Here is a 20416-nt window from a genome sequence, read left to right on the forward strand (position 1 = left end):
AGGAACACGTCATGACCATGAATCCCGAACCCACCACAGACGATTCAATTGACGCTCCTCCTCCGGGCACGCTCACACTTGCTCGCGGACTGGAGATTCTGCGCGCTGTTGGCCGCGGTGCGACGAATCTGAATGAAGTGGCAGCCGCAGCCAATATCGGAAAGAGCGCTGCGCAACGCATGGTGAAGCTCCAGGTGCAGCGCGGATTCCTGCGCAGCACCCATGGCACCGATTTCAGCCTGGGCCCGGCACTGATCGAGCTGGGTTTCCATGCCCTCTATCAAAGCCCGGTCCCTGTTATTGCGAAACCCATTTTGGAAGAGCTCGCCCGCAAGTACCAGGACACGGTGCATCTAGCGGTGGAAGACGAAGCGCAGGTGCTTTATGTCGACAAAGTCCCTGGAACTCGCGGCGCACAAATGCGCTCACGAGTCGGACAACGCATGCCTCTAAGCCGCACCGGCATCGGCAAAGCGCTCCTGCTTGATACTCCCCTGCGCTGGGAATCCACCTTTGATTCCGAGTCGCCTGTAGAACAGGCCTCGCATCAAACCAAGGAGGCGTTCCTGTCCAGGATGAAAGCCTACGCAAAAGAAGGCATCGCCATGGATCTGGAAGACAATGAGCCTGGCATCCGATGCGTCGCCGCACCGATCCGCGACGGCAGTGGCCAGATCATCGCCGCCATCAGCATGTCTGCCACTAATCCCTACATGCCTGACGAGCGGATGAAAGCGCTCAAGTCCGTGATGGGATCTACCGCCACGCAAATTTCGCGCAAGTTGGGCTACTCGGGCAAGACCTTCTAGGACGCTTCGCATTTAGAGCGCGAAACGGCAGTCCATACCTAGATGTGGACCGGATGTCCCTCCGCCTATTCGACATCGACAAGCACCGATTCCGCGAAGTCCGCCACGCTTGGGACAGGACTAGGAAAGTCGTGCGGATTGAGCCCTGGTCGATCGTGGTTACTGATCTGGATAACGGAAAGAACTTGGATACCGTGGACGGTCGCCGTGGCACCGCAGTGAAACGATGGTAGAAATCCCGGCCATGGAATTGGTATCAAAGTGTGCAGTACGTCGCAATCTACAAGTCATCGGAATTCTGCAAGGCGGTGCGAGATAATCTGCCGAAGGCTAAGGTCAGCGTGGAACATTTCCACGTGATTCAGCGGGCAATTCTGATGATCATGCAGGTCCGCCGGCGCAGCTCCCACGAAGTGCACGAGCGTCGCGGCCGGGCGGCTGATCCGGCCTTACAAGTACCGCCAGCTGCTGAGCTGCAACTAGGAGAACCTGTCGATCGAGCAGGTTGAACGGTTGAAGGTGATCATGGAACTGACGCGGAATTCGGGGTGATTCATGCGAACAAGGAGCGCGTGTGGCAACTGTTGAAAGCCGCGGATACCCATGAATTCCAATCCAGATGGGCGGTGCAGGAGAAATCCCTGATAACAACAAAATGGTTGAGGTGAAGTCGATGTACCGCACATTCGCTGCGTGGAGGAGTGAGTTTTTGGTGTTCAGCCGAACGAGGCTGACGAACGCCAGGAAAGAGGAAGCGAATCTGACAGCGAAGAACCTGAAACGGATTGGTCGGGGTTATAGGAATCATGGGCATTATCGGCTTCGGATATTGTTATACACGGCAGGGTTGCGGCCCTGCCGAGCACTCTGCACCACGCTTAACTGTTAAGAGCCCGTGAAGACCTTTCTTGTGGCGTCCGGCCGACAAGCACCCCGGCCAGGAACGCCACCTCGCTCATGTACCAGTTATTCGTCGCCGCCCGGATGATCCCGGGGGTTAGCACCACCATCTCCGCATCTCAGAGCCTGCACCCAACGATCCGGACCGCCACCTACAAGAAGTTCAGATCGAAGAATGCCAGCGCCCAGTCGAATTCGCTTCCCTTGGTGGCGGACGCGTTCTCGGCGAACCTGCAAGCGTCGAAGAGCGCGGTCCAGTCCGAACAGCAAGGTTCATGTGTAGGCGTTCTTGAAAGCGACGGCCACCAGTGCGACCACCACGTTGAGGAGCATCAACACTCGCTCGATGGTGAGGAAGCCCGGGTCGATCCGCCCTGAATTGCTGTGTATTCGCATCAGATCGCCGATGAGCTCGATGAACTTGCGCAAGCATGCGTCGCTGCGGCTGGGCGCGGTATTTGACCTCGTCTTCGACGAGCTGCTCAGAGCAAAGTCCCTCACTCGGTGGCGCCGGGGAACTGCGCGGCCAGCCGTTCCAGGGTGCGTTCCATATTAGGCCCGGTACTCCGAGTGAATCCTAGGATCCGTAACACCCACTTGTGCCGTAACCGGCTCGCATCCCAGGTTTCGCTGACCATGGTCCCGGACCCTATAGCTTCCAGCTCGTAGCGCCACCGATGCCCGCTGAAGTGCCGCCAAGCGATCTGCCGGTCCTGCTCGAATTCCACCACGGTATTGCTGATCCGGTACGGGACACCCAGACGCATCTGCATGCCGAACTCGCTGCCCAGGCTGAGCTTGCTGCCCTGCGCATTCGAGGCCCGCACCGTTCCTGAGCCGTCGATGACCGGGTGCATGGCCGGATCCCTGAGCAGTTCGAAGATCTCTGAAGGCGCGGCGGCAACGAGGCGGCGGCGGGTTTGCAGATACGGGGATGGATTCATCAGCCCATCCTATTCCGCATCTGGTCCTGAGCCCGGCAGCCGGGCCTCTCCTCAACGATTCAGTTGTGCCACTCGGGTTTGACTTGTACCACCAGAAAAGTCACAGGTGCTTCGGCTCTGCTTCCTCGCCCGGCTCGCCGATGCCTGCCCGGTCATGCGGATACAACTCCGCTCCGGTGCGAATTATCAATCAGCCAATCAGCCCGCCATGGCCAAGAGCTATCGGCCAGTGGCGGGCTCTTGGCGGGTCGGCAAGCAAGCTTGCTGCATCCAGACCTCCTCGGCACTCCAGCCCTGCCCGAAATCGACCGAATTTGGTGTCCTTCATGGCCTTTGCCCCAACGGGCACAAGAATTCCTGGCAGTGTCCTGCCCCAGAGCTAGCCCAGTTCAAGTATCCGGGTCATGTAGATGCTGTTGGGGTCCTCCAGATAGGTCCCGAAGGGCTGGCACTGCTTGAAGCCGTGCTTTCGGTACAGCGAGCGTGCAGGTGCGAAGAACTCCATAGCTCCGGTTTCAAGGGATATGCGCGATAGCTTGCGCTGCGCGGCATCCTCCAGAGCATGGAGCAGCAATCGGGAAGCGACGCCTTGCCCGCGGAAGTCCGGGTCCGTCCGCATGCTCTTGAGCTCCTCGTGGCCCGGCTCCAATACCGCCAACGCGCAAGTTCCCACTATGCGATGATCCTTCTGCGCTGTCCAGAGCCGGACGGTTGGCTGGCGTAGCGCAGCCAAGTCCAAGGCATGCTGGGACTCCAGCGGCGACTGCGGCGCCATGTCAGCAAGGTGGGCTTCGAGGAAGGCTCCCAGAGAGGGATCCTCGAAGTCTGCGGGTTCAATGGACAACGTCATGAGCGACAAGTTATCAGCAGTTTGTATCGCAGATGTTTCGGGCAGCTAGTTGCCCGTTCGCCGCCACTGCTCACAAATGCTCGGGGCCGGCTTCTTCTGTGTGGCCTCCCGATTCTCCGGTTGCGCCTTCCTGCGGATATAGATCAGCTCCGGTGCGGTCTTTCAATGTCAGGGTTGCGATCAGCGAAGCGCCCACCCAGATGAACAGGTAGGTGGAGACCGCCACGGTGGTATTGAACTGGCCCACCAGCGCCGCGGCAATGGTCGGGGCGAACGCGCCACCGATCACCGAGCCCAGGGCGTAGCTGATCGAGGAACCGCTCAGGCGGATGCGGGCCGGGAACAGCTCGGCATACAGCGCCGGCAACGGACCGTAGGAGAAGCCCATGAAAGCGCCGAAGACCACCAGGGACACGGTGACCCAGGCCAGATTCCGGGTTTCGATCAGCAGGAACAGCGGGAAGAGCCAGGCCAGCAGCAGCACCCAGCCGATGATGAACATCTTCTTGCGGCCAATGCGGTCCGAGACCACTCCGCCGATCCAGGTGGAGATCAGCCAGGCCAGCGTGCCGATGGTGATGATATTCAGGATGTCGCCAGCCTGCAGTTCCAGCTTGTTCGTTGCATAGCCCAGGATGAAGCCGCCGGTGAGCATGTACCCGGCAGTGTTGTTGCCCATGAATACCAGCGTCGCCTGGATGACCTTCTTGGGGTGCTTGCTGAACAGCGTGGACAGCGGGGCCGACTCGGTCTGCTTGGTCCGGGCCATTTCCTCGAAGACCGGGGATTCCTCCACGCGCTGGCGGATGTAGTAGCCGATGAGGATCAGCACGAAGCTGAGCAGGAACGGGATGCGCCAGCCCCAGGCCATGAACTGCTCCGGGGAGAGAACGGCGGCGATAATGGCGCTGACCGCGGAGGCCAGCAGCATGCCGGCCGGGACGCCGAGCTGCGGGAAGGCGCCGAATTTGCCGCGGGCATGATCCGGTGCGTGCTCCACTGCCATCAGTGCCGCGCCTCCCCACTCGCCACCGGCGAAGAAGCCCTGGACGATGCGCAGGAAGATCAGGAGAATCGGAGCCCAGATGCCGATGCTCGCATAAGTGGGCAGCAAGCCCACCAATGTGGTGCCGACGCCCATCAGGACCAGGGTGATGATCAGCACCGCTCGGCGGCCGTACTTGTCGCCCACCCGGCCCATCACGATCGCGCCCAACGGGCGGAAGAGGAAGCTGATGCCGACGGTGGCGAAAGCGATGATGGAGCCCAGCGACGCTTCGGCGGGAGTGAAGAATTGCGGGGCCAGGACCAGGGCCGCCGCATTGGCGTAGATGAAGTAGTCTTACCACTCCACGGTGGTGCCCACCATGGTCGCTCCCGCGACGCGTTTCTGCTCCTTGGTCATGCGCCCGGGTACTGCAGCTGGAGTGCTCATGATTCCCCTCGATGTTGCGAGTATGCAGGAATCACTTTCCTCCGCCCCAGCACCCCAGTGCTGGCCGTTCATGCAGGATCGACTCCCTGCCTTAGTAGTAGGCCTCTGCCGAACCCGCGGTATTTCTCCATGCACGCCGCTCCCCTGGTTGTTCGCGCTGCTCCTGCAAAAACCTGTCAGGCTTGCGCGAACAGCTTGGCGGCATCAGCCACGACCTGCTTCGCTCCGCCCTGGTTCCAGCTCTCAAGTTGGCGCGTGGCACCATTGCCGAAATTCGCGAGCGAGTCCAGGTAATCGGCCACGAATTGTTCATCGCCATTGCGCTGCAATTGACGGCCCGCGTAATCGAGCACCCGCTGGATCATGGCCTTGGCAGGCACGGGAGTCCTGGATTCGCTATCGAAATAGGTGCCTTCCACTCCCGACTTCGCCGCCTGCCACAGGCCCAGGTCGAGAACCTCGGACGCTGCCGTGCTGGCAGGGCTGCGTGTTGCCGAAGCGGTATCCACAATGGCGCGGATGAGCAAAGCCAGGGCCACGGATTCGCCGGCTGCCATCTGCGTGTCCGCCGCGCGGACTTCAATGGTCGGATGGTTCACCGACAAGCGGGCGAACCAGCCGATATGGCCCGGATCGAGCAGCGCCCCGGAGGTGATCATGTCCTCGATGCGCTGCTGGTATTCCTGCGCTGTCGCAAAAGCCGGCGGGATGCCTGCCGCAGACCATCTGCGGTAGTGCACCGTCCGCCACGAGGCGAAGCCGGTCGGCTCCCCGTTCCAGATGGGAGAGTTCGCGCCCAATCCCGCAATCAGCGGCAGCCAGCCGCGCAAGGCATTCAGCGCCCGGACTCCGGCGGCGGCATCCGGGACATGCACATGGATGTGCAGTCCGTTGATGAAATGCTCGCGGGCGATCCCCGGGACGAACTCGTGGATGGTTGCGTAGCGCTGGCCCCTGGTGAACTCCGTAGTGCTCGGAAGCCCCAGCGCCGTTCCCGAAGCAAAGGGGAGCACCTGGTATTCGCGGCATATCCGCTCAATGGCGGCGCGCCGCCGCACCAGCGCTTCCACGGCTTCTTGCGCAGAGGTGCAGATTCCGGTGACGATTTCCAGCTGGCTGGCCAGAAGTTCGCGGTGGACCGTGGTGCCCGGCAGTTCGAGGCCAAGCAGCTGGGCGCTGAGCTCATCGGACATCGGCACCGGGGCGGCAGTTTCCGGATCCACGAGGAAGAATTCCTCTTCGATCCCAAAGGTCCTGGTCATGGATGCTGGTTCGCCTTCCCTGGGCAGCAATACGAACTGAACATTAGATGGCAGCTGGCCAGGGACGGCCGTTCCCAGCAGGAAACCCAGCGATTTTCCAGCTTCGCAGCAGCCGCGGAAGCAGCTGCTCGTCACCCGTGCACCCGCCTCGCCCTACGCCCGATAGCTGCCCCGGGCACTTGCTGACCGCTTTTCACAGCTGCTACTGAGCTTGCGGCCATGCAAGCACAAGCCCCAGCGCAAGGGCTTGCAAAGTGTGCCACGCTCTAATCACCGCGGCTCGGCAAAGCACCGTAAGAAGCCAAGCTGCGGGCCGTCACGCCCACTTGGAGGCGCAGCTTCAGCCGGCCGGCCGCTGGCCAGCCGGACTGGAATTACTGGATTGATCCGAAGTCGAACGCAGCAGGAGGACAGACCCATGATCAGCACAGAACAACTTCAGGAACTCAGCGCAATTGGCGGCACCGTCATTGGCCCCGACGGCCAGAAGATCGGCAAATTCGGCCAGATTTTCCTTGACGACCGCAGCGGGCAGCCGGAATGGGCGACCGTCCGCACGGGCCTCTTCGGCCTCTCCGAGAGCTTCGTTCCGCTCAGCCAGGCAACCGTCGCCGGCGATACGCTCTCGGTGCCCTATGGCAAGCAGACCGTCAAGGACGCCCCGAACATCGATCCGGAGGGCCAGCTCACCCCAGAGCAGGAACAGGAGCTCTACCACTACTACAGCCTGTCCTACCAGGAAGCTGACCAGGCCGCCGTGCAGCTCGGCGTCCCGGAGACCGATGCCCGCGCCGAGTATTCGCGGGAAGACGTGCGTGATCCGGTGGACGGCACTTCCCAGGCCTCTGCCATCCGTTCCGAGGAGCGGCTGCATGTGGGAACCGAAAGCGTGGAAACCGGCAGGGTGCGCCTGCGCAAGCACGTGGTCACCGAGAATGTGGCCACCACCGTGCCGGTGAGCCATGAGGAAGTGCGGCTTGAGCGCGAGCCCCTCACGGATGCCGAAGCCACTGGCACCAGCGGAGAACTGGTTGAAGACGAGCAGGAGGTGCCCTTGCACGAGGAACGCCCCGTCGTAGAGAAGACTGTTGAGCCAGTTGAGCGGGTCAGCCTGGAAAAGGAAACAGTCATCGAGGAAGAACGCCTCGAGGCGCAGTTGCGCAAGGAACAGGTTCAGGCCGAGGGCTGGGAAGGCGGCCGGCAAACCCGCTAGCGCCGGCGCGCTGGCTTAGCGCAGGAGCTGAACCTGCACGCAGCGGTGATCGGGGCGGAATCAGGCGGGTGCCGGGTTCCGCCCCGATCCGTTTTCCGGAAGCATGCTGGGTATCCGCCGTTGCCCTCGAATCCATTGCCGCACCCGGTTAGATTCGGGATCCAAGGAGGCAAGCACCATGGCGAAGCAAAAAGGACACCGGATCTACCGGTGGGAACAGGCCGAGCTGCTTGCCACGCGCCTGGACCGTCCCATGGGGATGCTCGGCGTGATCTTCCTCTTTGTGGTTCTCGGGCAGTTGCTGGTGACCGACCCGTTCTGGACCCGGACGCTGGCCATCGCAGGATGGATTTTCTGGGCAATCTTCGCTGCTGAATTCGCCTTGCGGGCGATCATCGCCAGGTCCCAAGCTGATTTCTGGCGCCGCAACTGGTGGCAGGTGCTGTTCCTGCTGTTCCCTTTCTTGCGTTTTCTGCGCGCTTTCCAGGCCTCCCGCCTGCTGCGGGTGGGCCGTGCCGCCCGGGTGAGCGGCATCCTCTCGGCAGGGGTCCGCGGTTCGCGCTCCGCAGGCAGGTTGCTCAGCGGCCGCATCGGCTGGTTGGCTGCGGTGACCGCCGTGGTCATCCTCGCCTCCAGCCAACTGCTCTACGCGATGGAATCGGCCAGCGACTATTCTTCCGCACTGTACGAGACCGCCATCGCAACGATTACCGACTCCGGGATCACCAGCACGGATACGTTCTCCAAAGCCCTGCAGCTGATCTTGGCGAGCTACTCCGTGGTGGTCTTCGCTACCTTGGCAGGCTCACTCGGCGCATTCTTCCTCCAGACGCAAGACGAAGCGAAGAGCAAGGATCACGCACCGCGGCACCAGTGATCCACGCACCGCCGTTGCTGGACGTTCCCTAGGTACTGGAAGATTCCCGTGCCATCCAGTCGGCAATCCCCTAGCGTGGCTAGCATGACGGCGGCCACCATACCTGGCCAACGTTTCCTTCCGATCGCAACAGCCAGAATGAAGGAGCAAGATCATGGAACATCCAAAAGATCCTGTCATAGCAACACGTCCGCTGGTGCAGAAGGCCGCCCTGGCGGTCGGCATCGTGTTCTTCCTGGTCGGTGTCCTCGGATTCATTCCGGGAATCACCACCAACTACGAATCGCTCTCTGGTGCCGGCCACCACTCTGAAGCCAAGCTGCTGGGCATCTTCCAGGTCTCGTACCTGCACAATGCCGTGCATCTGCTCTTCGGTGTTGCCGGCTACCTGATGGCGCGAACCGTGCCTGCTGCCCGCAGCTACCTCATTGGCGGCGGAATCATCTACCTGGCCCTGTGGGTCTACGGGCTAGTCATTGATTTCGACAGCGCCGCCAACTTCATCCCGCTGAACGATGCCGATAACTGGCTGCATCTGGGGCTCGGTGCGCTCATGATCATCTTGGGATTGCTCCTCTCCCGCAAGGCGACCGGACAGCATCGGGACCCGCACGCGGCTTGACCAGATGCTCAATTGCTGAAGCGGGCACCCCGGCATGCCGGGGTGCCCGCTTTGTCCATGCAACCATGGCAAAGTCCTCAGCGTCATCGCCATACCCAACGCCTTGGAATGCCTAGATCGCCGAACGCCGGGATTCTGTGAATCCCAGGAATCTAGGCGAGTTCGCTGGCGCAGAGGAACTCATCCGCTGCTTGCGGGAGGACTTCAACGCCCAGCTCATCATCCAGGTCGAAGTTCTAGGGATCGCTCGCCAGGATCTCCAGAGCATACTGGCCTTCGAAACGGAGTTCATCATCAAACCTTGCCCACGATATGTGGTGCGGGTCAGAGAGCTGGTTACGCAAAATGATCATTCGCGAGCGGCCGCCCGAAGGGATCGCGACACTCACGGTCGTGCGCGAGTTGCTCTCAGATGGCATTAAGCAGCTCCTCCAACTTCGCTCGACCTGCCGAGCCTTCACGGGTGGATATCGAGTCCATTAAATCAACCGCGATCGCCGCAACTGGCACCTGGCCGCCTTCCAAGGGCTGCACGAAATCGGGTTCCCTAATGAGGATGTCTCCGCCAAGATCTTCCCGCAGCCCAAGTTTCCGCGCATTCTTCTGGGTGAAGCCAGTCATTGCGTAGCCTTCCAGTGCGTCCACTCCGGCGGCGAGCCCGAAGGCATTGGCCAGGACAGGATCCTCCAGCACTCCAGCGCCGGTGTCCGCCAGGGCCTTGGAGAGTTTCTGCTTCGCCGACTCACCGCCCCGATAGCGGTGAGCAGTAGCTCGGTTGCGTGCCAATTAGTGAATTTCTTCCGCCGAGAGAGTGGCGAGTCTTTTGCGCAATCGCCACAGCTCGCTCGCGGACAGCCAAGAGACCTCAGCACCAGACAGGAGGCTCAAAGCCGCCCAGGCGGTTCGCTGCGTCCAGAGCCGTCCCGTACGCTTGCCTTCCCGGTGCGCGCGGTGAACCGACTCAGCATCAATCAGGATCGTGCGGCCGGCAACACCGGTTTGCTCCAGTCGGCCGGTTTTCAGCATTTTTCGAACCGCTTCGGAACTCACTCCGAGAAGCTTCGCCGTTTCGGTCGTGGTCATCACGCTCATGACACAATGCTGCCGATAAGCCAACCATTGTGCCAATAGGTCTGTGAGACCACCAGCTTGCAGACTCAGTGAAGAGAGAAAACCACCCGCCAGCCTGCTGGCGTTTGCAAGCGTAAAAAGGGGGCTCTCCTTGTATTCGAACGTCGATAATTTACATGCTTCTAAACAAGTCGAGCTTTCTACACATGAGATTTCAAGGCTGGACAACGTAGATACACTTCACATATGAATAGTCATAATGAAGCCAAAAAGACAGTGATTTTGCTTGGTGCTGGTGCAAGTATGGACGCCGGTGTACCTGGATCAACCAATATGACACAGCAGATTGTTGAAGCACTCGACACTTTCCAGAATAAGCGTTCTGGCATTACTCATGCAGTCAACTATGCGCTAGGTGCAATGATTGCTCATCGCACCGCTAACGGAGCTAGCGCCTACGCCGGTATCGATGTTGAAGATCTCTTTTCTGCGGTGCAGATGCTTGCAGAGCGAGAAACACTAGAAATCGCTCCCTTCGTTCAATGGTCTCCAACGCTTTCAGAGATCAAGCCGACCCCGTCTATGCCAGCTTTCTTCGATCGAGACTTTAGAGAAGGGCTAGAAAGAGGAACCGGCTTTAAGACTCCGAGTCGTATGATCAAGAAAGCGTTCGAGGAACTAAACGCATCTGAAACCAGAGCCACCAAAACTCTCTACGAGAGTCTTCAAAAAGAACTGTTAAGCGCTCTGACCAAATTGGTAAGTGTGACGGATAAGGATGTTAGCTACCTTTCTCCCTTACTCAAAATGAGTACCGGTACAGCTCAAATAGCCACACTCAACTATGACCGTTCAATTGAGCTTCTATGCGAACAAAATAACGTTTCCCTAGATACAGGGATCAATGGATGGACTGGCGGCAGCGACTGGGAATGGAGTCCAGGAGCTGAGGTTCGCCTGCTCAAGATCCATGGTTCTATCGACTGGAGAATCAAACAAGAAGACGGTCTTGGAGGTATTCCTGAGACAAAAGTAGTCACCGAGGAAGATGGCCTAGAACGGCATTTTAGTGTTCCCGGTGTCGTCTTTGGGGCACGGGGTAAACTCCGGGCGGACGGCCCGTTCCTATCCATGCTCCGTGAATTTGAAAATATGCTAAGCGATGCAGAACGTCTTTTGGTTGTTGGTTACTCGTTCCGTGACGAACACATCAACGTGGCGCTCACAAGATGGATTAACTCTTCCAAGTTGAGAGACCTAACTGTTATTGACCCTTCGTTCAACGACGATCCAAGAACTTTTGGACAGAAGAACTTTAGTAGCCAGCTGGTATCGGCATCTACCGAGAGAAACTGGGTTGCAGAAGGTCGAAAACTGAATCTGAGAGTTTTCAACGAGACTGCTTCCAATGGACTTAAAGCGAACGATCTGTGGTCTAAGGAACCGGTAGGAACCTCCCCTAATGCAAACTGAATAGGGGCATCGTCAGTCAGAGAGTGCACAGCTAATTGCGCAACGCCCGGTTGCCTTCTGTCTTTCATTAGGCAGGCTGCTAAGCCAGGTTATTGGCCTGAGCGCGCGTTCAATGTCGTGCGTAGCTCAAACTCCTTATCTCAGAGTCGGTCCGCTCGGTCCGAGGCGCTGCGCTTCATCGCGGATCAGCCAACGGCTCACGCGGTGCGAACCACTCGCCCAACGGGTTCGGTTCACGACGCTGTCCTAAATGCAGTTGTTCCAGTTTACGCAGCTTCAGCTCGGTACTGATGCGTCACAGGACGGTGCCGCTGGTGGCAGCCAGGTTCTTGTGGCCGCGGTCGCGGGTCTCTGCTTGGGCGACGGCTTCTGGCATGTCCCGGCGCAGCTTCTGCTCTAAACGCAGCCGGTTAAGAGACCAAGACAAGTAGGCTCCGTTGTCGTCCGCGGCTGAGACGATCTGGCGGATCAGTTCGTCATCGGTGCGCTTGATCCTAGCAACCAGCTCTTCCTGCGACAGGTGACCATACAGCCGGCGAGTCAGCGGCGAGATCTTTTCAGCTTAGGCAAGCTCGACAGCGCTCTTGCGGTACGGGGTGCCGCCGGCCTCGGAGCGGACCAGGGCGCGTTCTTTCAACGCTAGCAGGTGGTCTTGGTTGACCTCGCGCAGTCGGCGAACGGCGCTGGTGTGGGTGGCATTGCGGTTTTCGACAAGGGCGTCCATGCGCCAGGCGAGGACCGCGGTGATGCTATCGGCTTCGGTGAAGTCGTGCTGGGATTAGGCATCCTCGATGAGGGTTTACGCGATAACCACAGCGTGGTGGCGTGCGCTTCGATCGCCAAAGCCCTGGATGGCGTGCTTTGGTCCCAGCGCAGCGAAGCCGCCGTCCAGAAGGCTGGCTTCGACGGCGGCTTTGCCGGCTGGCCGCCAATTGCTAGGAGCCGAGCTCCGCGGCAATGGCGCTGTTGAACGCATCAAGGTCGCCTGGATTGCGCGAGGTAATCAGCACGAAGCCGTTTGCCGGGCAGCGGAAAACCTGTTCGTCCTTCCAGGTGCCGCCGGCATTGACGACATCGGTCCTGATCGAGGTGTACGAGGTCAAGGTCTTGCCCTTGGCCAATCCGGTTTCCACCAGCAGCCATGGCCCATGGCAGATGGAAGCGATCGGCCGGCCAGAACCGGCAAAGGACTTGGCAATGCGCTGGGCATCGGCATCCAAGCGGAGGTTGTCGGCATTCAGCGTTCCGCCGGGGATCAGCAGCAGATCGAAATCCTGCTCGTTCACTGTTGCCAGCGTTTCGCTGGCTTCGAAGACCTCCCCCAAATCCCAATCGCCGACCAGCGACTTGACCTGGCCGGCCTCCGGGGCCGCGATCACCACCTCCGCACCGGCTTGGCGCAAGTGCTCTACTGGCTTCTTCAGCTCATCCTGCTCGACTCCGCGGTTGGAAACTGCCGCAAGAACTTTCTTGCCTGCTAGGTCTGGCATATTCATGCTCCTTTCATCGTCCACAGCCCACTGTGCTCTGGGCAGCTACCGCAGGCAAGCAGCAGTCAGGAAGCATCCAGCTGCCGGCTTCGGATCGGGCCTTCGCAGTGCTGCCATGCGCCTTGAACGCGCACAGCAGGCCTTGCCGCGGTAGAAGCGGCAAGGCCTGCTGTGCTGGGAAGGAGATGATCAGGCGTTGATCAGCTCGGCATCTTCCTTGGCCTTCTTGCTAGCACGCACGTGCTTGTAGGCGGTGAATGCCAGCGTCAATGCGAGGATCGAGTACAGGGTAATCGTGATTCCGCTGGAAACCAGGATGCCCGCATCGCCTTCCGAGACGGTCAGTGCTCGGCGCAGCTCGGTTTCGGCCAGCGGGCCGAGGATCACTGCAATCAGCACTGGAGCCAAGGGGATCTCGTAGCGTCGCATCACGAATCCAACCAGTCCTACACCCAGCAGGATCCACAGATCCAGCAGCGCGGCGCTGATGGCGTAGACGCCGAGGACCGAGAGCACGGTAATGCCTGCGTACAGGTAGTGGCGCGGAACCAGCAGCAGCTTGGCCCACAGCACCGCGAACTGCATGTTCATGACCAGCAGGATCACCAGTCCGATGAACAGCGAGGCCAACAGGGTCCACACCATGGGGCCGCTGCGTTCGAACAGCAGCGGGCCTGGCTGCATGCCGTACTGCTGGAAGGCGGCGATCATGATGGCCGCGGTAGCGCTGGTGGGCAGGCCCAGGGCCAGCAAGGCGCCCATGGCGGTGCCCGCGGTGGCATTGCCAGCGGCTTCCGGAGCAGCCACGCCTCGGATGGAACCGATCTGGCCGAATTCGATATCGCCGCGGCGCTTGGCCAGGCGCTTTTCGGTGCCGTAGGCCAGGAAGGTCGGCACCTCGGAACCGCCAGCAGGGATGATGCCGAAAGGCAGGCCGAAAGCGGTACCGCGCAGCCATGCAGGCAGGGCCTTCTTGATGTCGTGGCGGTGCAGGCGCGGACGGCCGCTTGGCTTGATCTTCACGGCTTCCGGGTCGCGGTGGATGCGCGAGGCAATGTGCAGTACTTCGCCCAGGGCCAGCAGGCCCACGGTGATCACCACAATGGAAATGCCGTCGAAGAGCTGCGGCAGGCCCAGGGTGTAGCGGATGGTTCCCGAAGGCCCATCCACCCCGACCATGGCCAAGACCAAACCGATGCCCAGGGCCACCAGGCCCTTGACGATCGAATCGGAGACTACCGAGGAGATTGCAAGGAAGGCGAAGACCGCCAGCGCGAAGTATTCAGCCGGACCGAAAGCGGTGGCCAGCTTGACCAGGGTCGGGGCGAAGAACACCACGACGGTGGTGGCCAGCAGGCCGCCTATGAAGGCGCCCATGGCCGCAGTTGCCAGGGCCTTGGCGGCCAGGCCGCTGCGGGCCATCCGGTGGCCTTCGAAGGTCGAGGCGATCGCCGAGGAATTGCCTGGCGTATTGAGCAGGATGCCGGAGGTGGAGTCGCCGAACAGCCCGCCGTAGTAGACGCCGGCGAACATGATGAACGCGGCGGTGGGATCCAGCGAGAAGGTAATAGGCAGCAGCAGCGCCACGGCCATCGCCGAGCCCAGGCCGGGCAGCACGCCTACGGCGGTGCCCAGCAGGGCACCAAGCAGCACCCACAGCAAGTTCATTGGGGTCAGTGCGTTTGAGAATCCCTCAAGCAGCAGATTGAGCTGTTCCATCTAGAGCAGTCCTTCCAGGAATCCCGCAGGCAGGTTCAATCCCAGTCCGGCGTTGAAAGCCAACTGGATCACGCAGGAGAAGAGCAGTGCAATGCTCACGTCGAATAGCGCCTTCTTGCTGCCCAGTGCGCGGGCAACGACCCAGAACAGGGCTGCCGCGCTGAGGATCCAGCCGGCGTAGGGCAGGATCAGGATGAAGCCGATGACGCCGGCAACCACCATGCCCATGGTCTTCCAGTCCGACTGGGTCTTGTACTGCTTTTCTTCCGCGGCCGGCGCGGCTGCGCCGCCACGCGGGGAGCGGAAAATCTGGATGGTGTGGGCGATGACCACACCGTAGAGCAGCACGCACACAATGGTCGGGAAGAACTGCGGGCCGGGGACCGACTTGCCCAGTACCTCCATGGTGGCGGTCTGCCAAGTCAGGAAGACCGCCAGGGCCAGTACCAGAGCCGGGACGACCAGTTCGCTGCGCCCGCTGAAGAAGTTCTGGGCAGGGGCGTCGTTACGGCGGGTGCCGGTGCCGTTGCCGGTGCCTTCTGTTGCTTGGGGTGCTTGAATGCTCATAGTCCCAGTCCCTTGACGATTTGTTCCGTGACTTCGATTTCGCTGTCTACGTAGTCTTCGAATTCCTTGCCGATCATGAAGCTGTCGGTCCAGTTATTGCGCTCCAGCGCATCTTTCCACTGCTCGGATTCATGGATTTCGTGGACCATGTCCACGAAGACCTGCTTGTCCTCTTCGGTGATGCCCGGGGCACCGACGAAGCCGCGCCAGTTGGCCATGACCGCGTCAACTCCCTGTTCCTTGAAGGTCGGGACGTCGACCCCCGGCAGCCGTTCTTCCGAGGAGATGGCCAGCGCCCGCAGGTTTCCGGCCTCGATCTGGTCAGCTACTTCGTTATAGCCGGACATGCCGCCAACGGTGGTGCCTGCCAGCATCGAGGTCAGTGCCTCGCCGCCGCCGGAGTAGGCGATGTAGTTGGCCTTGGACGGGTCGATGCCCACTTCCTGGGCCACCGCACCGGTGAGCAGGTGGTCAATCGAACCCAGCGAACCGCCGGCAATCGAGGTTTTCCCCGGGTCCTTCTTCCAGACCGCGATGAACTCGTCCAGGGTCTTGATCTCGGACTTGGCCGGCACTACCAGCACCGCGTAGTCATCAGACATGCGCGCGACCAGCTCCACGTCCTTCATGGTGGCTTCGGAGTTGGCCAGCTCGATTGCGCCGATCATCACCCCTCCGGTGGCCATGAGCATGTCGTGGCGCCCGGTCATCTGCACGAATTGGCTCAAGCCGATGGTGCCGCCAGCTCCGGGGATGTTCGTGACCTGCACGTTGTTCACTGCGCCGATGGACTTCAGTGCCTGCTGGGCTTCACGGGCGAAGCCGTCCCAGCCGCCGCCGGGCGAGGCAGGTGCCATGATGACCAACTTGTTCCGCGCCGAGGACTCTCCGCCCGACGCTGCCGCGTTGGTGAATGCGAGTCCCGCTACCGCCACGACGACAACGCCGTACAGGGACCGGCTCAAGATGCGTTTGCTCACCATTTTCCGTAACCTCATTGTTAGTGATTCACCTCACCGATTCCCGGTGCGGCCTTTCCCAGTGTGCAGTCAAAGTGAGCCGAAACACACCGGGAATGCGGTTCTGGTCATAACGGGCAATTAAGAAAATAAAAACAACGGGAGCAAGCGGGTCCACCATGCAATGGATAAAGAACAGCCAGCGCTTCCGCGTTCGCATCCTGTTCCTGCAATTAGCCATCGTGCTGATCACGCTGCTGGCAGTTTCGGTGATCGTGATGCGCTTCGAGATCAACCGGGTGGAGGACAGCGCTTTCAGCCGCGTCGCCCTGGTGGCCGAGGAAACGGCCCAGCTGGCCCCGATTAGCCACGCGCTGGCCGAGGATCCCGGAAACGCAGCCGAAGTCGTCGCACCGCTGGCCCACCTGGCCGAATCGGCATCCGGAGTGGACTATGTGACCATTGCCGATCTGAACGGCATCCGCGTGGCCCACCCCGATCCCGGGTCCATCGGCCAGCCGGTTTCCTCGGATCATGAGTCCATCCGCAACGGCGAAACCTTCAGGGGCGTGGAGGAAGGCCCCCTGGGCGTCACCCTGCGGGTGAAGCAACCGGTCTTCGATGAGGGGAAGATCGTTGGCACCATCTCTGTGGGCATCCTGCAAAGCAAGGTGCGCGCCAGCCTGGTTGATATCGTCTGGGCATTCGCGCCGTGGATTATCCTGGCCGTGGCCATCGGCTCCCTGGCGGCCGCGCTGGCCGAACGGGCCATCCGCAGGATCTACCGGGTTGATCCCGAAGAGGTGGATTCGCTGAAGCAGGCGCAGCAGGCGGTGCTCTACGGAGTCAGCGACGGCGTGCTGGGCGTGGATGGCAATGGCCGGCTCACCTTGGTCAACGGAGAAGCGCGCCGGCTGCTGGACCTTCCCGAGGACACTGTGGGCCAGCAAGCCGAAGAGGTCCTGGACCAGAGCCTGGTGGACCTGCTGCGCAGCGACTCCCCCGAGGCCGAATCGGTGCAGAACGTGCTTTCCGGAGAACGGGTGCTGATTGCCACCCGCCGCGAGGCGATGCTGGGTCCCAAGCACTATGGACGCACCCTGACCTTGACCGACCATACCGAGCTGGAAGAGACCTTGCGCGAGTTGCGCGGCCAGAGGTCCTTGGCCGATACGCTGCGCGCCCAGGCCCACGAATTCACCAACCGCTTGCACCTGCTCTCGGGGCTGATGTCCATCGGCGAATACGAAGAAGCCAAGGAGCATATCCAGCGTTTCTCCGGCGCTCGCGGCGAGCATCCGGAAACGCATCTGGGCGACCCCACCCTGTCAGCGCTATTCGTTGCCAAGCAGGCCGTGGCCAGCGAAGCCGGGGTCCGGCTGGAGCTTAATCCTTTCTCCGCGGTGGTTCCCGGAACCGCGATTGACGACGATGCCATCACCGTCGCCTCGAACCTGCTGGCCAACGCCATCGAGGCCGCCGGCGATGGCGGCGTGGTGTCATTGCACTTGAACGCCGGGCCCACCGGCATGCGCATCGCGGTCAGCGATTCCGGCCCGGGCATCAAGGAAGGCGACGCGGCCCGCCTGGTGCAGCTTGGCTACAGCAGCAAAACCGGGGCGCCGGGAGCAGTCCACGGACGGGGCATCGGCTTGGCCCTGGTGGACCGCATCCGGACCCGGCGCGGTGGCGTGCTGAAGTTCGGGTCCAGTGATCTGGGCGGAGCCGAGGTCATCGTCGCCTGGCCTCCGTCGAAGCGACCTATGGTTAAGCAGAGCATTCCCGTTCCCGCGCAAGGAGATTACTTCAATGATTAAGACACTCGTGGTCGATGACGACTTCGCAGTGGCCGGGCTGCATCGCCGCTACCTGCAGGGCATGGAGCATTTTGAAGTGGTCGGCGTGCTGGAGCGCGGTTCCGGCGTGGTTCCCTTTGTGCAATCCGGGCAGGTGGATCTGGTCTTGCTCGATGTGCACCTGCCGGATCTGACCGGGCTGGAAGTATTGGCCCAGCTGCGCGCAGCTGGGTCCGACGCGCACGTCATCATGATTACCGCCAACAATGAACGCGATGCGGTGCGCCAAGCAGTGGGCCACGGCGTCGAGGATTACCTGGTCAAGCCCTTCACCGTGGACGAGTTCAAGCAGCGTCTGGCGCTCTATGCCCAGCGCGTTTCGGAGCAGCCCGGAGCGGTGGCGCAGCCAGAGGAGCAGATCGACGAGCTGGGCCAGGCCGAGATCGACCAGCTGCTCCAGGCCGCCAGTGGACGAGGGGATGCCAGGATCCCCGAAGTCCTCGAACTGGCCCCCGGGGCCGTCACCGGCGCCCAGACCGAACGATTACCCAAGGGCTTCACCGCGCCCACCATGGCACTGGTCGGAGAAGCCTTGCGCAGCGCACCTGGCCAGCCGGATGGCACCCTGTCTTCCTTGGAGGTTGCCGAAATTTGCGGGATCTCCCAGGTCAGTGCCCGGCGTTACCTGGACTTCCTGGTCACGGTGGGCAAGGCTCAGCTGCGTCCGCGCTACGGTTCGGCAGGCCGTCCCGAGCACCGGTATTCGTGGGTCGGCTGAATTTCCTGCACTCCACTGGCTTTTAATGCACATTAGTGTATACACTAATTTCGGATCCACGTTTTCCCACGTCTTCATTTCCGAAAGGCCATCTCATGACAACCCATGCTCAGGAAACCGCTGCCAACGTCGCAGACGTCATCGTGGTCGGCGGCGGCAACGCTGCCTTCACCGCAGCGCACGCGGCAGTGACCCGCGGCCGCAAGGTACTGCTCCTGGAAAAGGCTCCGCGCGACCAGTTCGGCGGCAACAGCTACTACACCGCAGGCGCAACCCGCATCGCGCACAACGGCCTGGAAGACCTGCAGGACCTGGTCGAATTCGATGAGCGCCACCCGCTCTCCGAAGTTCCGCCCTACTCCGAGGCCGACTACGCCGGCGACATCGCCAAGGTGACCGAAGGCCGCAACGACAAGGAAATGACCGGAGTCCTGGTCAAGGAAGCAGCACCCGGCCTGCGCTGGCTCAAGTCCCTGGGCCTGAAGTACCGGCTGATGTACGAACGCCAGGCCTACAAGACCCCGGAGGGCGGCTACCTGTTCTGGGGCGGCCTGCACGTGGGCAACGTCGACGGCGGCGAAGGCCTGATGAAGGACCACCTGGAAGTAGCCCGGAAGCTGGGCACCGAAGTCCGTTTCGAGCAGGACGTCTACGGCCTGATCGTGGAAGAGGGCAAGGTGGTGGGCGTCAAGGTCCGCGCCAACGGCGAAGAGCAGGAACTGCGCGCCGAGTCGGTCATCCTCGGCGCCGGCGGCTTCGAATCCAGCCCGCAATGGCGCCAGGAGCACCTGGGCGAAGGCTGGCAGAACGCCAAGGTCCGCGGCACCCCATTCAACAATGGCGAGATGCTGGCCGCCGGCCTGGAAATCGGCGCCGCCAAGGGCGGGGACTGGAGCACCTGCCACTCGGTCCAATGGGACGCGCTGACCCCGAAGAACGAATCCAACCGCGAGCTGACCAACCGCCTGACCCGCCAGTCCTACCCGTTGGGGATCATCGTGAACAACCGCGGCGAGCGCTTCCTGGATGAGGGCGCGGACTTCCGCAACCTGACCTACGCCAAGTACGGCAAGGTCATCCTGCAGCAGCCGGACTCCATCGCCTACCAGGTCTTCGACGCTTCGCTGCGTCCGATGCTGCGCGCCGAAGAGTACGAGATGCCGGAGATCTCCGAGGTCATCGCCGACACCGTTGAGGAATTGGCGCAGAAGATCGGCGTGGATCCAGCGGCGCTGTCCAAGACCGTCTCGGAATTCAATGCTTCCATCGACACCTCCATCGCCTACGACCCGAACGTGCTCGATGGGCGCGCCGCGAAGGTAACTCCGCCTAAGAGCAACTGGGCCAACCCGCTTGAGACCGGCCCGTTCTACGCCTACCCGGTCACCTGCGGCATCACCTTCACCTTCGGTGGCCTGAAGGGCAACACCGACGGCCAGGTGCTGGACGAGAACGGCGAGATCATCCAAGGCCTGTACGTCTGCGGCGAAATGCTCGGCGGCCTGTTCTCGGCCAACTACCCGGGCGGTTCCGGCCTGGCTGCCGGTGTGGTCTTCGGCCGGCGTGCCGGTAACCTTGCCTAAGTACTAAATCCCCTTGTTCCGCCAGTACGCCTGTACTGGCGGAACAAGGGTTTTACCCGCCATCCAGC

Annotated in this window: 21 protein-coding genes and 1 pseudogene; 10 read left to right on the forward strand and 12 right to left on the reverse strand. The window is 61.3% G+C overall.

Features of this window, described 5'->3' with window-relative positions:
- Positions 1-11 precede the first annotated feature (11 nt).
- The 3 genes and pseudogenes from ACIQTS_RS04310 (at position 12) to ACIQTS_RS04320 (ending at position 2087) form a co-directional block, all read left to right on the forward strand.
- Entirely contained in the window at positions 12-809 is a 798-nt protein-coding gene (locus tag ACIQTS_RS04310; RefSeq protein ID WP_402471506.1) for an IclR family transcriptional regulator, read from the forward strand.
- A 41-nt stretch (positions 810-850) separates the two neighbouring features.
- Positions 851-1698, forward strand: a pseudogene (locus ACIQTS_RS04315) (transposase); the annotation flags it as partial.
- Positions 1699-1766: 68 nt separating this feature from the next.
- Entirely contained in the window at positions 1767-2087 is a 321-nt protein-coding gene (locus ACIQTS_RS04320; protein ID WP_402471508.1) for a hypothetical protein, read from the forward strand.
- A gap of 119 nt (positions 2088-2206) precedes the next feature.
- Here the strand turns inward: ACIQTS_RS04320 and ACIQTS_RS04325 are convergent, their stop codons facing one another.
- The 4 genes from ACIQTS_RS04325 to ACIQTS_RS04340 all read right to left on the reverse strand — a co-directional run bounded on the left by ACIQTS_RS04325 (position 2207) and on the right by ACIQTS_RS04340 (position 6200).
- A complete protein-coding gene (locus tag ACIQTS_RS04325; RefSeq protein ID WP_105662126.1) occupies positions 2207-2653 on the reverse strand; it encodes an SRPBCC family protein in 447 nt (148 codons plus the stop codon).
- A 379-nt stretch (positions 2654-3032) separates the two neighbouring features.
- Complete coding sequence (locus ACIQTS_RS04330; protein ID WP_402471511.1) at positions 3033-3503, reverse strand: GNAT family N-acetyltransferase; 471 nt, start codon at positions 3501-3503, stop codon at positions 3033-3035.
- Positions 3504-3573: 70 nt separating this feature from the next.
- Positions 3574-4836 carry an MFS transporter gene (locus tag ACIQTS_RS04335; protein WP_402472140.1) on the reverse strand — a complete coding sequence of 421 codons (1263 nt, stop codon included), beginning with the start codon at positions 4834-4836 and terminating at the stop codon, positions 3574-3576.
- 278 nt (positions 4837-5114) lie between these two features.
- Complete coding sequence (locus ACIQTS_RS04340) at positions 5115-6200, reverse strand: YbdK family carboxylate-amine ligase (RefSeq protein ID WP_402471514.1); 1086 nt, start codon at positions 6198-6200, stop codon at positions 5115-5117.
- A 418-nt stretch (positions 6201-6618) separates the two neighbouring features.
- Between ACIQTS_RS04340 and ACIQTS_RS04345 the strand changes: the two genes are divergently transcribed.
- The 3 genes from ACIQTS_RS04345 (at position 6619) to ACIQTS_RS04355 (ending at position 8912) form a co-directional block, all read left to right on the forward strand.
- A complete protein-coding gene (locus ACIQTS_RS04345; protein WP_402471516.1) occupies positions 6619-7413 on the forward strand; it encodes a YsnF/AvaK domain-containing protein in 795 nt (264 codons plus the stop codon).
- A 178-nt stretch (positions 7414-7591) separates the two neighbouring features.
- Positions 7592-8290, forward strand: a complete 699-nt coding sequence (locus ACIQTS_RS04350; RefSeq protein ID WP_402471519.1) for a hypothetical protein — start codon at positions 7592-7594, stop codon at positions 8288-8290.
- Positions 8291-8444: 154 nt separating this feature from the next.
- Complete coding sequence (locus ACIQTS_RS04355; RefSeq protein WP_105658756.1) at positions 8445-8912, forward strand: DUF4383 domain-containing protein; 468 nt, start codon at positions 8445-8447, stop codon at positions 8910-8912.
- Positions 8913-9320: 408 nt separating this feature from the next.
- Here ACIQTS_RS04355 and ACIQTS_RS04360 read toward each other — a convergent pair whose 3' ends face one another.
- Positions 9321-9698 carry a hypothetical protein gene (locus ACIQTS_RS04360; RefSeq protein WP_402471522.1) on the reverse strand — a complete coding sequence of 126 codons (378 nt, stop codon included), beginning with the start codon at positions 9696-9698 and terminating at the stop codon, positions 9321-9323.
- Positions 9699-10004: a helix-turn-helix domain-containing protein gene (locus tag ACIQTS_RS04365; protein ID WP_332499278.1), complete on the reverse strand. Its 306-nt coding sequence runs from the start codon at positions 10002-10004 to the stop codon at positions 9699-9701. It lies immediately after the preceding gene.
- A 225-nt stretch (positions 10005-10229) separates the two neighbouring features.
- Between ACIQTS_RS04365 and ACIQTS_RS04370 the strand changes: the two genes are divergently transcribed.
- Complete coding sequence (locus ACIQTS_RS04370) at positions 10230-11456, forward strand: SIR2 family protein (RefSeq protein WP_402471524.1); 1227 nt, start codon at positions 10230-10232, stop codon at positions 11454-11456.
- Between the two features lie 295 nt (positions 11457-11751).
- On the opposite strand, the gene ACIQTS_RS04375 is transcribed toward ACIQTS_RS04370, so the two are convergent.
- The 6 genes from ACIQTS_RS04375 to ACIQTS_RS04400 form a co-directional block, all read right to left on the reverse strand.
- Positions 11752-11883 (reverse strand): hypothetical protein, encoded by a 132-nt coding sequence (locus tag ACIQTS_RS04375; RefSeq protein WP_402471527.1) that lies wholly within the window; start codon positions 11881-11883, stop codon positions 11752-11754.
- A gap of 135 nt (positions 11884-12018) precedes the next feature.
- A complete protein-coding gene (locus tag ACIQTS_RS04380; RefSeq protein ID WP_402471529.1) occupies positions 12019-12180 on the reverse strand; it encodes a hypothetical protein in 162 nt (53 codons plus the stop codon).
- A 211-nt stretch (positions 12181-12391) separates the two neighbouring features.
- Positions 12392-12946 carry a type 1 glutamine amidotransferase domain-containing protein gene (locus ACIQTS_RS04385; protein ID WP_402471531.1) on the reverse strand — a complete coding sequence of 185 codons (555 nt, stop codon included), beginning with the start codon at positions 12944-12946 and terminating at the stop codon, positions 12392-12394.
- Between the two features lie 189 nt (positions 12947-13135).
- Positions 13136-14665 carry a tripartite tricarboxylate transporter permease gene (locus ACIQTS_RS04390; RefSeq protein WP_105658753.1) on the reverse strand — a complete coding sequence of 510 codons (1530 nt, stop codon included), beginning with the start codon at positions 14663-14665 and terminating at the stop codon, positions 13136-13138.
- On the reverse strand, positions 14666-15232 hold the full coding sequence (locus tag ACIQTS_RS04395) for a tripartite tricarboxylate transporter TctB family protein (protein ID WP_402471533.1): 567 nt from the start codon (positions 15230-15232) through the stop codon (positions 14666-14668). It abuts the gene before it with no gap.
- On the reverse strand, positions 15229-16215 hold the full coding sequence (locus ACIQTS_RS04400; RefSeq protein ID WP_402471535.1) for a Bug family tripartite tricarboxylate transporter substrate binding protein: 987 nt from the start codon (positions 16213-16215) through the stop codon (positions 15229-15231). The genes ACIQTS_RS04395 and ACIQTS_RS04400 overlap by 4 nt, the downstream gene beginning before the upstream one ends.
- Positions 16216-16370: 155 nt before the next feature.
- Here ACIQTS_RS04400 and ACIQTS_RS04405 point away from each other — a divergent pair, with 155 nt between their 5' ends.
- The 3 genes from ACIQTS_RS04405 to tcuA all read left to right on the forward strand — a co-directional run bounded on the left by ACIQTS_RS04405 (position 16371) and on the right by tcuA (position 20348).
- A complete protein-coding gene (locus ACIQTS_RS04405) occupies positions 16371-18008 on the forward strand; it encodes an ATP-binding protein (protein WP_402471538.1) in 1638 nt (545 codons plus the stop codon).
- Entirely contained in the window at positions 18001-18765 is a 765-nt protein-coding gene (locus ACIQTS_RS04410; protein WP_402471541.1) for a response regulator, read from the forward strand. The genes ACIQTS_RS04405 and ACIQTS_RS04410 overlap by 8 nt, the downstream gene beginning before the upstream one ends.
- Positions 18766-18860: 95 nt before the next feature.
- A complete protein-coding gene (gene tcuA, locus ACIQTS_RS04415) occupies positions 18861-20348 on the forward strand; it encodes an FAD-dependent tricarballylate dehydrogenase TcuA (RefSeq protein ID WP_402471543.1) in 1488 nt (495 codons plus the stop codon).
- The last annotated feature ends 68 nt before the right edge of the window (positions 20349-20416 follow it).

The sequence above is a fragment of the Glutamicibacter sp. NPDC090743 genome (genome assembly GCF_044769125.1).
Lineage (GTDB): Bacteria > Actinomycetota > Actinomycetes > Actinomycetales > Micrococcaceae > Glutamicibacter.